The organism is Flaviaestuariibacter amylovorans (genome assembly GCF_039541815.1).
Lineage (GTDB): Bacteria > Bacteroidota > Bacteroidia > Chitinophagales > Chitinophagaceae > Flavisolibacter > Flavisolibacter amylovorans.
Genome location: NZ_BAABGY010000006.1, coordinates 208282 through 220250 on the forward strand (window position 1 = coordinate 208282; position 11969 = coordinate 220250).

General features: G+C 60.2%; 10 protein-coding genes and 1 riboswitch. Of the genes, 3 read left to right on the forward strand and 7 right to left on the reverse strand.

From position 1 onward, the window contains the following. Positions 1–218: 218 nt before the first annotated feature. The 5 genes from abc-f to ABD937_RS07110 form a co-directional block, all read right to left on the reverse strand. A complete protein-coding gene (gene abc-f, locus ABD937_RS07090; RefSeq protein ID WP_345254625.1) occupies positions 219–2108 on the reverse strand; it encodes a ribosomal protection-like ABC-F family protein in 1890 nt (629 codons plus the stop codon). A 204-nt stretch (positions 2109–2312) separates the two neighbouring features. After that, positions 2313–3569: a homoserine dehydrogenase gene (locus tag ABD937_RS07095; protein WP_345254627.1), complete on the reverse strand. Its 1257-nt coding sequence runs from the start codon at positions 3567–3569 to the stop codon at positions 2313–2315. 145 nt (positions 3570–3714) lie between these two features. Then, positions 3715–4905, reverse strand: coding sequence for a trans-sulfuration enzyme family protein (locus tag ABD937_RS07100; protein WP_345254629.1), 1191 nt, complete (start codon positions 4903–4905; stop codon positions 3715–3717). 161 nt (positions 4906–5066) lie between these two features. Further along, a riboswitch (SAM riboswitch) is annotated at positions 5067–5184 on the reverse strand. Positions 5185–5287: 103 nt separating this feature from the next. Next, entirely contained in the window at positions 5288–5479 is a 192-nt protein-coding gene (locus ABD937_RS07105; protein ID WP_345254631.1) for a CsbD family protein, read from the reverse strand. A gap of 113 nt (positions 5480–5592) precedes the next feature. After that, positions 5593–6480, reverse strand: coding sequence for a diacylglycerol/lipid kinase family protein (locus ABD937_RS07110; protein ID WP_345254633.1), 888 nt, complete (start codon positions 6478–6480; stop codon positions 5593–5595). A 25-nt stretch (positions 6481–6505) separates the two neighbouring features. Between ABD937_RS07110 and ABD937_RS07115 the strand changes: the two genes are divergently transcribed. The 3 genes from ABD937_RS07115 (at position 6506) to ABD937_RS07125 (ending at position 9429) form a co-directional block, all read left to right on the forward strand. Beyond that, the gene (locus tag ABD937_RS07115) at positions 6506–7576 is read left to right on the forward strand and encodes an App1 family protein phosphatidate phosphatase (protein ID WP_345254635.1); all 1071 of its coding nucleotides are present in this window, start codon (positions 6506–6508) and stop codon (positions 7574–7576) included. A gap of 545 nt (positions 7577–8121) precedes the next feature. Then, the gene (locus tag ABD937_RS07120) at positions 8122–8625 is read left to right on the forward strand and encodes a pyridoxamine 5'-phosphate oxidase family protein (RefSeq protein ID WP_345254637.1); all 504 of its coding nucleotides are present in this window, start codon (positions 8122–8124) and stop codon (positions 8623–8625) included. Between the two features lie 195 nt (positions 8626–8820). Continuing rightward, positions 8821–9429 carry a hypothetical protein gene (locus ABD937_RS07125; protein WP_345254639.1) on the forward strand — a complete coding sequence of 203 codons (609 nt, stop codon included), beginning with the start codon at positions 8821–8823 and terminating at the stop codon, positions 9427–9429. Between the two features lie 305 nt (positions 9430–9734). Here the strand turns inward: ABD937_RS07125 and ABD937_RS07130 are convergent, their stop codons facing one another. Both ABD937_RS07130 and ABD937_RS07135 read right to left on the reverse strand, forming a co-directional pair. Continuing rightward, positions 9735–11276 (reverse strand): protein adenylyltransferase SelO, encoded by a 1542-nt coding sequence (locus tag ABD937_RS07130; RefSeq protein ID WP_345254641.1) that lies wholly within the window; start codon positions 11274–11276, stop codon positions 9735–9737. A 213-nt stretch (positions 11277–11489) separates the two neighbouring features. Next, positions 11490–11750, reverse strand: coding sequence for a hypothetical protein (locus tag ABD937_RS07135; protein WP_345254643.1), 261 nt, complete (start codon positions 11748–11750; stop codon positions 11490–11492). Between the last annotated feature and the right edge of the window lie 219 nt (positions 11751–11969).

Genomic DNA, 11969 nt, shown 5'->3' on the forward strand with positions numbered 1-11969 from the left:
GAGCGAAGTCGAAGGAAAGCAATCTCCACAAATAACGGTGTGTTCCTAGATCCGCGGCCTGTAGGATCACTCCGCGTAGCGGGAGAGATTGTCCCGAGGCTTCGGGACGCTGCGCGCGCAATGACCATTGTCGCTGCGCGCTTCAGGACGTTCGTGCTGTAAGGACCCTTTACCAATAAACCAATAGACCAATAGACCAATAAACAAGCGCGCAGCGCTTATCCCAGCTCACTCAGCTCCAGCCAGCGCAATTCCTTTTCGTCGAGCGACTCGTTGATCTGTGCAACTCGGGCCGCGGCGGATTGTAGTTCTTCGTACCCGAGTGTGCCGGCGGCCATCTTGTCGGTGAGTTCCGCGCGTTCTCTTTCCAAAGCAGCGATGTCCTGCTCGAGCAGCTGGAATTCGCGCTGCTCCTTGAACGAGAGCTTGCGCTTTGGAGGCGCTGCCGCTGCGGCGGCCACCGGTGGCGGAGCAGCAGCCTTCTCCTCGCGACGCACTTCGGCTTCCTGCGCGGCATCGAGCTTCTGCTGCTCGCGGTACTGGCTGAAGTTGCCGGGGAAGTCGCGGACAACGCCAGCCCCTTCGAACACGAAAAGGTGATCCACGAGGCGGTCCATAAAGTAGCGGTCGTGCGAGATGATGAGGAGGCAGCCGCCGTATTCAAGAAGGAAGTTCTCGAGCACCGACAGCGTCGGCAAGTCGAGGTCGTTCGTAGGCTCGTCGAGGATGAGGAAGTTGGGGTTGCGGAACAGGATGGAGAGGAGGTGCAGGCGCCGCTTCTCACCGCCGCTCAACTTGGACACGTAAGTGAACTGCTGCTCGGGCGGAAAGAGGAACAGCTGCAGGAACTGCGCGGCACTCAACGAGGAGCCGTTGGCGAGCGGGAAGTTCTCGGCGATGTTCTTCACGTACTCGATGACGCGCAGGTCGCCTTTGATCTCGAGGCCCGTTTGCGAGTAGTTGCCGAACACCACCGTGTCACCGATGTTGACTTTGCCGGAGTCGGCCGACTCGATACCCTGGAGCACGTTGATGAAGGTGGATTTTCCGGCGCCGTTCTTGCCCACGATGCCGATGCGCTCGCCCTTCTTGAACGTATAGTCGAAGCCTTTCAGGATCACCTTGTCGCCGTAGCTCTTATACACTTTTTTGAGTTCGGCCACCTTACCGCCGAGGCGGTTCATCTTGGCCTGGAGCTCGAGCTGCTGCTCCTGCACGCGTTGCTTGGCGCGCTTCTCCACGTCGTAGAACGCATCCTGCCGGCTCTTGCTCTTGGTGGTGCGGGCCTTGGGCTGCTTGCGCATCCACTCGAGCTCCTTGCGATACAGGTTGCGGGCCTTCTCCAGCGAGGCGGCTTCGCTCTCCTCGCGCGCGGCGCGTTTCTCGAGGTAATTGGCATAATCGCCCTTGTGGATATACAGGGTGCCGTTCTCCAGCTCCCACACCTCCTCGCACACGGCGTCGAGGAAGTAGCGGTCGTGCGTCACCATGAGGAGCGTCGTATTCTCTTTATTGAGGTAGTGCTCGAGCCATTCCACCATCTCCACGTCGAGGTGGTTGGTGGGCTCGTCCATCACCAGCAGGATGTGGCGGTGCTCGAAGCCAATGTCGATGAGGGTGCGGGCGAGCGCCACCCGCTTTTTTTGTCCGCCCGAAAGGGTGCCCACGGGCTGCTGCAGGTGGTGGATGTTGAGCTTTCCCAGGATCTGCTTCACCTTGGCCTCGAAGTCCCAGGCATTGAGCTCGTCCATCCGGGCCAGCATTGCATTAATCTCGGTCTCGTTGCCGGCATCCACCGCGGCCTCGTAGTCGCGGATGGCATCGATGACGGGGTGGCGGTGGTGGAAGATATTGTCGAGGATATTGTCGTTCTCCATCAGTTGCGGCTCCTGCTCGAACAGGGCCACGTCCACGTCCTTGTGGATCCACACCGAGCCGGTATCGGCCACTTCAGTGCCGGCAATGATTTTGAGCAGGGTGGATTTGCCCGAGCCGTTGCGGGCCACGAGCGCGATCTTGTCGCCTTCAGCGATGTGAAAGGTGAGCCCTTCAAAGAGGGGCTTGGTGCCATAGGCCTTCGTCAGTTCCTGTGCCGTCACATAATGCATAGGGCGCAAAGATAAAGCCCCCTGTCCCCCCAAGGGGGCACTTAGGTCATAGATTTCTTCTTTGCACAGTCGTTGCCGACAGCACAGGAAGCAGTGGAGGGCAACAGCAAGAACAGGTAGCAAGGAACACGGAACAGCGAAGGGGGGACAAAAAGGGAAGCGGGCACGTGCACCGGGGGCGCTTCCCTTTTTGTGTGTTTGAGCTCAGGCCACGGGCTCAGCTATGAGCAAGTCGCGCACCTTTCCCCGGCTGACGCGCGTCCGCTCCGGAGCTGTAAAGCCCTCAGGGAGTGCGATTACCGAAACATCGGGATCTTGCCACCATGCCGTAGCGCGCAGCCGCGCCGCCGTGATCCGGCCGGTGATGTAGCCGCCGCTGCCAGAATGGAAGGTGCTATACACTTCGTCGAAGGCGCTCGCGCCGGTGCGGGTGCCTTCGCCGTAGCCCACGAAGACATCGAGGCTGAACTCGTCGCTCAGCCCGCCACCGGTGCCGGCCCGCAGTTTCTTATAGGCATAACGGTACCCGTAGGAGAGGGCCGAGATGTCGGATACCACCGCCGATGCCGTCGGGTAGCGACCGGCGCCTTTGCCGGAGAGGAACTGCCGGTCGGCGAGGCGGCTCTCGAGCACGAGCCCGTTGTATTCGTCGCGCACGCCATACAAGGGGTGGCCTTCGTCCACGAACCGGGGCAGCACGAGGGCGCCTACCTTCCCGTCGGCCAGGCGGGTGGCCGTTGCGGTAAGCGCGATGCGCCAGCCTTTTTCACGGGCATGTGCCCAGTCGTGCGGCCGGAGGCGGGTGATGCCCTTGCGGAGCAGCGCCTCGGGCGGTGTCACGATGCCCCAGGCATGCGCGAGGAGGAGCGCCAGCTTGTTTGCGGCATCCCAGCCCTCCACGTCGAGCGATGGGTCCGATTCGGCGAACCCGAGTTCCTGCGCCTGTTTCAGCGCGCCGGCATAATCGAGGCCCTTGGCCTGCTGCGTGAGGATGTAGTTGGTGGACCCATTGACGATGCCACTGAGCGCATGCAGGAGGTCGTTATCGTAGTATTCCTCGAGGTTGCGCAGGATGGGGATGGAGCCGCACACGGCCGCCTCGTAGAGGAAGGACCCGCCGTGTTGTTGCTGCAACCGCAGCAGCTCGGGCAGGTGCTCCGCGATGAGCTTCTTGTTGGCGCTCACCACGTGGCGGCCGCTGCGCAGGGCCTCCGTAACAATACGGTACGCCGCGGCTGCGTCGTCGATGAGTTCCACCACCAGGTTGATGTCGGGGTCTTGCAGTAGTTGCGCGGCATCGGTGGTGAAAAGAGCGGACGGCGCAGCGCGCGGCTTATGCGGGTCGCGGATGCAGATCGTCTTGATGCGGGCGTTCAGGGAGGGCAGTTCTTCGAGTACGCGGTAGATGCCTTCGCCGACGACGCCGAAGCCAAAGAGGCCGATGGTGAGATGATTAGGCATACTTGATTTTAAGTTGCTGTCGGGAAGCGCCATGGCGCGTCCTTACGATGATAAGATGAAGGGATACGGGACGCGCCATGGCGTGTCCAAGCGGGAGATATAATTAGGATTTCCGTCGAGGCGGGCCAGGGCGCGTCGGTGCGCATCAGGATGCGTCGGCGAGGGAATTGGCAACGGCTGTAGTGCGCGCCGCAGCCACGCGCGCGAGTGCGGCGTCGAGGTCGGCGATGAGATCGCCGGCATCCTCGAGGCCCACGGAAAGCCGTACGAGCGAAGGCCGGATACCCGCCGCGCGGCGCTGTCCCTCGGGGATCGATTTGTGGGTCATCGTGGCCGGGTGGCAAAGCAGGCTCTTGACGCCGCCGAGGCTTTCGGCAAGCTGGAACAGCTTCGTGCCGGTGACGAAGCTGACTGCTGTTGCTTCGCTGTCCTGCTTCAGCGAGAACGACACGATACCACCAAAGCCGGTGGCCTGGCGGGCCGCCACTTCGTAGTTGGGATGGGAGGGGAGGCCGGGGTAGAATACCTCCGCCACCGCGGGATGGGTTTCGAGGAACTGCGCTACGCGCAGCGCGTTTGTGCAATGCAGGCGCACCCGACACGAAAGGGTCTCGATGCCGCGGATCACCAGCCACGCGTCGAAGGGGCCGAGGATGGCGCCGCTGGCGTTCTGGATAAAGCGGATGCGCGCGCCGAGCCCGGGGTCTTTCGTCACTACCACGCCGGCAATGAGGTCGCTGTGCCCGCCGAGGTACTTTGTGGCCGAATGCACCACGATGTCGGCGCCGAGCGCGAGGGGTTGCTGCAGCACCGGGGTGGCAAAGGTGTTGTCGACGCACAGCAGTACGCCGGCGGCCTTCGTGATGCGCGCAATGGCGGCGATGTCGCTCACCTTCAGCGTGGGGTTCGTGGGCGATTCGATCCAGACCAGCTTCGTCTTTGGGGTAATGGCGTCGAATACTTCTTCGGGACGCGTGGTATCGACATACCGCACGCTGATGCCGAACTTGCCGTAGATGTGCGTGAAAAGGCGGTAAGCACCCCCGTAGATGTCGTCCACGGCCACGATCTCGTCACCCTCGGAGAGGAGCTTCAGCACGGCGTCGATGGCGGCGAGGCCCGAGGCGAAGGCGGTGCCGGTGCTTCCCCCTTCGAGGTCGGCGACGATACTTTCGAGCGCGGCGCGCGTGGGGTTGCCGGTGCGGGCATAGTCGTAGCCCTTGTTAACACCGGGCGCTTCCTGCACGAAGGTGGAGGTCTGGTAAATGGGTACGGCGATGGCGCCGGTAAGCGGGTCGGTGGGAATGCTGTGGATGATGCGGGTTGCGTTGCTCATGTGGATAGGTTTTTTTTGATGTTGTAGAAATACCTATCGCAGAGGGCTTACCGGTACGGGCCTTCTTTACCTCCGTCGTGCACTACGGACATAAAAAAAGCGCTCCCGATAACTCAGAAGCGCTTCACTATTTTGACTGGAAAACAATAGAGCGTTGATCTGACTTATCTTTCACGACGCTGCGGTCGTGATGGAATTGGCACCTTATCCCGACGCTACGGTCGGGACAGGTTGTCAAGGCGTCTCAGGGCCATTACCCTCAGCCTTTCTGGATAAGTGATTGAAAGAACTGCTACGAATGTAGGGTCGGGACACAACGCTTCCAAAAATTATTTTCCGGCGGGCACAAAAAAAAGAGAAACAATCGTTTCTCTTTTTCGACTTACTTGCCCAATCCGCGGAGCCAATGGATGACCTCGTCGCGGGTCTTGCCGAGCTTCTGCTGCAGGCGGCCGAAGAGCTCGTCTTCCTTGCCGTCCTCGTAGCGCAGGTCATCGTCGGTAAGGTCGCCATGAGCCTGCTTAACCTTGCCTTTGAGCTCGTTCCACTGGCCCTTCAGTTCTAGTCTGTCCATAGATGTGGGTTTTAGTTTGTGTACGATTCGATTCAGTGCACCGCACGAATTTCCATGCCACCGCCTGATCGCATTCGTGCGGAAAGCCGCGACTTGAGTTCCCCCTTCGGGGGTCAGGGGGCAGGCAGCAGCAGCACCAATGCACCGGGAAGTATGCTGGCGCTCACTTCCTTCGTGCGGCCGCGATACTCGCCATCGACCTGGAAGTAGGTGCGTTTTTGGGTACGGATCTGTACCGTGCGGGTGCTGATGATCTCGATCCGCTCGCGCTTGAAGGAGCGGTTGGTGAAGAGCGCCTTCAGGATCTCGATGAGGTTCAGCTTGCGGAGCACCACCACTTCGAAGTAGCCGTCGGCCACGTTGCCTTCGGGGTTGATGTTGGCGCCGGTGCCGTACTTGCGCGCGTTGGCCAGCACGATCATGTAGGCCTTTCGCTTGAGGATGCCCTTTTCGGTGTGGATGGTAGCGTAGATCTTCTGTTTTTGCCAGAGTACGCGGAAGATGGCTCGGCCGTAGCCCCACATACCCCGTCCTTTCGATCCTTCGAAGTACTTTACGAGCATGGCGTTGAGCCCGAGATCGGAGAGGTGGATGCAGATCTCCTCGTCGTTGATGCGGATGAGGTCGATGGCCTGCTCCTGCCCGCCGGTGACCACTTTCAGCGCTTCCGCCGGGTCGAGCGGAATGCCCAGCTCGCGGGCCATGCCGTTGGCGGAGCCGGCGGGCAGGATCCCGAGTGGGATGCGGCGCTCCTGGAGCAATTCGGCCACCAGCTTCACGGTACCGTCGCCGCCCACGGCCACCACCCGGTCGGGCTGCACCTGTTCGATATGATGGGCCACCGAGGTCTCGTCGGCGTCGCCCGTAAGCAGGAAGAACTCCATCGCATGCGGCGAGTCGCGCATGTGGGTGCGGATCTGCGTCTCCCAGTCGGACTTGGCTTTGCCGCCCGAAACGGGATTGATGACGAAGAGGAACTTAAGCTGGCCTTCTTTCTGCATTACCTTTCTGTAAATCTATGGGTTCATGGGCATTGTTCACCGGCTGAGGCGAGGGCTACGGGTGGTCCGGGGCCGGGTCTTCCGCAGGCTCGGCCTGACGAATGAAACGGTAATAAAAGTATACCACGGCTACGGTCATGCGAGCCAGCTGGTGCTCTACGGTCATGTATTCCGCCAGAGCGCCCTGCCCCGCAGGCGCTACCGGCAGAGCGTGCTCAACAATACCTGGGCGCTGCTCCGCCTCTTTATGGTGAAGCCGCTCCCCAATGTACGCCTGCGCACGCAATGGCAGGGGCAGGTACTGGAAACGACCGCCGACCGCGATGGCTTTTACAAGTTCGAGTGGCAGGACAACCCGCCCCTGGAGCAGGGCTGGCACGAGCTGAAGGTGGAGCTGATCGGGAGCCGGGGACAGGTTCGGCAAACGGGTACCGGCAGCCTGTATATCCCGTATGCGACGCAGTACGGCTTTATCTCCGACGTCGACGATACGTTTCTCATCTCGCATTCGGCCAACCTCCGCAAGCGGCTCTACGTGCTCTTTACCCAGAACGCCCGCAGCCGGAGGCCCTTCGAGGGCGTGGTTCGCCACTACCAGCTGCTGGCGCAGGGCAATACGACGCCGGATGCGCCCAACCCGTTCTTTTACGTGTCGAGCTCCGAATGGAACCTGTACGAATACCTGCTCGAATTCACGAGGGTGCAGGCCCTGCCACGGGGCGTATTCCTGCTCAACGTGCTGAAGCAGGTGCGGGAGCTGCTGAAGACCGGGCAAAGCAACCACAACGGTAAGTTCGCGCGCATCGTGCGCATCGTGGAGGGTTTCCCGAAGCAGCGCTTCGTGCTGCTGGGCGACTCCTCGCAGCGCGACCCGTATATCTACGAGTCCATCGTGCGGCACTTCCCCGGCCGGATCCATGCCGTGTATATCCGCGACGTGTACCAGAAAAGCCGCCCCGCGGTGCTGGAAGTACTCGCCAAGATCGAGGCGGCAGGCGTACCGGTTTGCTTCTTCAGGCACAGCGACGAAGCCATCCTGCATTCGCGCAAGATCGGGCTCATCAGCACCGAAGAGGCGGCGAAGGAGATAGGGTAGGGGTAGCGATCCAAGTTCTAGGTCCTGCCTGCGGCAGGACGTTCGCGCAGCGGCGCGGCGAAGGGCGGCGCAGCGCAACTTACGTTTCGCATGAGGACGGGTGTCGTGCGGTCATTGCGAGGCAGATGACCACCGAAGGTGGGCAGCAACGAAGCAATCTCCTCCGTTACGCATGAGGCTAAACCAAGGCCCATCGTACTTGGTAGCGGCACGGCAACTGGTACTTACCATTACCGACACCCGAGGTAACGCCGGAGATTGTCCCGAAGTCCGAAGCTTCGGGACGAGACGCTGCGCTCGCGATAACGGGCACTTCCCACAGATCAGTATTTTTTGCGTACTCTGCGGCTTTCCGCCTTTGCGTGAAACCCGCATTGTGCTTTGAGAACAGCCAGCCGCATGCGGCGGACAACTCCTGACGCCCATCGGTCGCTTTTTTGTCCTACCTGCGCCGGCTTCTTTCCCGCGTTTTTTGAACAGCCCGGATATGGCATGAAGTTTTAGCACACACTGCGGGCAAGAGCCCGGAACCTTAATCAACAGATATGGAAAAGCATTTGCAGAACGAAGAAGCCCAGGCGAAGCTGAAAAAGCTCGTCGAAGAGATCCGCGTATGTATGTTCATCACCAATGCCGACGATGCCGTGGACCACACGCGCCCGATGTCGGTGGTGGATGTCGATCCCGACGGAAAGCTCTGGTTCTTTACCGATATCCGCTCCATCAAGGTGGAGGAAGTGGAAAAAACGCACAAGGTGCACCTCACCTTTGCCCACCCCGGCAAGGAGAGCTACCTCGACCTGTGGGGCTCCTCGCACGTTGTCACGGATCGCGCAAAGATCAAGGAGAAGTTCACGCCGATGGTGAAGCCCTGGTTTCCCAACGGCCCCGAAGACCCCAATATCGCGCTGCTGCACGTACACCCCGAGCGTTGCTATTACTGGGACGCCGAGACCGGCAAGATGGTCCAGTTCCTCAAGATGGCCGTGGGCGCCGTTACCGGCAACTCCAAAATTGCAGACAGCACCGAGGGGAAACTCTCTTTGTAGATCTCAGATCTCGGATCGCGGATCTGGGATCTGTTCCAGTGCGATAGACTTCTTCTTTTACCTGGCATCTGATGCAGGTGAAGATTGCAACGAAGGGTGGCACTCCTGCAGATCTCAGATCTGACATCCCAAGATTTTTTGTTTGGCGTATATCAGTCGTACCGTTCCCGGCACGACTTTTTTCGTTTGATGGACATGGATCCAGAGAAAACAGGACTGGTGCCGCCGCAGGAAGGCGGTGGCCAGAGCAATACGGAGGCGAGCCGCAGCTTCGGTTCGGAGGCCGAGGCGAATACGTTTTTCGATGTGCTGAAAGCGAGGCTGCTCAACGTCAACGACTGGCACCGCATGGCGGGTGCCGCTACTGCCGTGTTCCAGCTCACCGATGCGGAGGGGCTGGAAGTAGACCGCACCGTGCAGGCCGGCGACCATTTCAAGATCGATATACCCGGGCCAGGCAGCGTTACCGGCGAGGGCTTCGATTGGGTACAGGTGGAGGCGATCGACGAGGGCGAAGCTGATGGCGCTGAGCACCTGACGATCCGCGTACGGCCGGCTACCGACCCCAATACCCCGCGTCCCGACGTGGCCCATTTCTTCTCCGACGATGCTACCTCCTCCTTCATGGTGCGCCGCGAAGGCACTACCGTTACGGCCGCCGTATATGGACGCAACGAGAAGCCCAACACCGCCGCGGAAAAGCTGGTCGACAAGGCACGCAACCTGGCCGTTGCCTCCGGCGCGATCGCTGCGGCCTCCAAGTTCCAGTGGAAGTCGCTTGTAGAGGGGCTGGTACGTGAATGAGGGCGCCGGGAAAGAAAGGGAACGACGATTTCTACGATCCATAAGACGAGCGCGGATGTCTCCGGAGCCAATGCAATACCGATTAGCGTGAAGCTTGAAGTTAGGTTGCAAGTGGTTTGATGCCAGGTAGGATTGAGAAATGGCGCCGCAGCTGATCGTCCCACAGGAGTTTCCGCTGTGATCACGATGATCATCGAGTCATCGCTCAGCTTCATGCGCTAACCAGCGGGACACTCCTCCTTTACAAATAGACGCTCGATGCCGAACCGGATTGATTCCGCACATTAGCACATTAGCACATTGCTTCACGAGCTGCACGAAAGCATCGAGCAGCCTGCCTTTGCATTCGCCCATTCCGGGCGCTTCTGCATGAACTTATCGTGCCTGTTGCTGTACGGCTCGCGGAGGGCCGCCTCCAACTCGCGGAGGACGCTGTCATCACCTTTCTCCAATCCTTCGATCGCCTGTGAGAGCAGGTAATTGCGCAGGATGAAGCGTGGGGTGGCCGCCTGCATCCGGGCGCGCGCCGCCTCCGGGTCCTCGCCGGAGATGCGCGCGGTCCAGTTCCGTATAAATTCGGTCAGCAGAGCCTCCTGGTCATCGGTGGGTGTGCCGTAGAAAGACGGGGTAAAATGGGCCAGTGCATCCTGCTCCGACCCGATATAATCAGCCAGCAGCTGGAAGAAGATCGTGTAGTCGGGCTGCACGGTGCCGAGCACCAGCTCGGCCTGCTCGATCAGTGCCTGGTCGTCAGCCGTCAGCTCGGCCAATCCCAGCTTGTTGCCCATCATGCGGAACCAGTGCTTCCAATAAATGCCGTCGTAGGTGTCGAGTACCGCCACGAGCGCTTCCTGGCTGCCGAACAACGGCAACAGGGCCCCGGCAAGGCAGCCGAGGTTCCATTTGGCCACGGCGGGCTGTTTGCCAAAGGCATAACGGCGTCCGGGCAGGTCGGTGGTGTTGGGCGTAAAGTTGGGCTCAAAGGCATCCACAAACGAATACGGGCCGTAATCGATCGTCAGGCCCAGGATCGACATGTTGTCGGTGTTCATTACCCCATGCACAAAGCCCACGCGCTGCCACTCCACCATAAGCCGGGCAGTGCGGGCCACCACCTCGGCAAACCAGTCGAGGATGCGGGTTTCACTGCCCTGGTGCTGCGGGAAATAGCGGTCGATGGTCCAATCCACAAGATCCTGCAGGTTCTTCTTCTCACCGCGGGCCGACGGCATCTCGTAGTTACCGAAACGCAGGAAGGAAGGCGCCACGCGGCACACAATGGCGCCGGGCTCATGGGCCGGGTGCCCGTCGTAGAACATATCGCGGAGCACGGGCTCGCCGGTGGTCACCAGCGAAAGCGCGCGCGTAGTGGGCACTCCGAGATAGTGCATGGCCTCACTCATCAGGTATTCGCGCACGGAGGAGCGGAGCACGGCGCGGCCGTCGGCGCGGCGCGAGTAGGCCGTAGGACCAGCGCCTTTGAGCTGCAGCTCCTGCACGCCCGAGGGCGTCGGCAGCTCGCCCAACGTAATGGCCCGGCCATCGCCGAGCTGTCCGGCCCAGTTGCCGAACTGGTGGCCGGCATAGCAGGCCGCATAGGGGTACATCGTTGGGGCAAGGCGGTTGCCGCCCAGTATTTCTACGTCTTGTGCCTCGGGTGCTCCCAGGCCAAGCTCCGCGGCGAGTGCTTCCGACCAGGCCAGTAGCTTCGGCTCGGGTACGGCCGTGGGCTCCGCCTTGCTCCACAAAACGCCGGGCGTCTGGCGGGGCTTGCGGCTGCCGCTTTCGTCGCCGGGAAAGCGGGTGATGAAATCCTTTCTGAAGCTGCTGTTCCGGAGTTGTTGCATGAGAAGGATACCCGCAGGTTTCATACCACGAATGCGGGATGCTAAAGGTAGGAGCGGGGCGGTGGGGGGGAAGTCAAAAGTCAAAAGTTAATATTCAAAAAGGCTAACGCCGGGAACGGCTACGCGGACCACATTGCCGCTGCTGGAGCTTTTGACTTTTGACTTTTGGCTTTTGATTTGAAGTCATTTCGAAGCAAGAAAGAATCGTATTCCTTAAGAATCCGGCTTGTCCTTATCCTGCATGAGCCGCTGCATTTCCTGGGCTTTCTCGCGGTCTTCAGGGCTCAGGAGGGCCCAGCGGAGGCGCACCATTTCTTCCTTGATGGTCTTTGCTTTTTCAAACTCGGCGCGGTGGGCCGCCTTGAACGACTCGAACTCGGCCGGCGAGGCAAAGTTGGGTTGCAGCAGGTGCTCGTACTGCTTCCATTCTTCCTTCAGCGCCTGTAAGCGCTCCTGCATTTGTTCGGGAGTCATACGGTGAAGTTAATGTGCTAATGGGGTAATGTGCTGATGGGGTAATGGGGTTTTTTAGGGTTTTGAAGGTTTTCAAGGTTCTTAGGGTTTCTAGAGACTATTTGAATTATAAGGTTGCGCCCAATGAACTGTGCGAGCACGGTATACGGGGCTTCCGCCCCCGTTTCACAACGCACAACGATAGGATAGAAAAACCGTCGCTTTTGCTTCGTTGCGCCG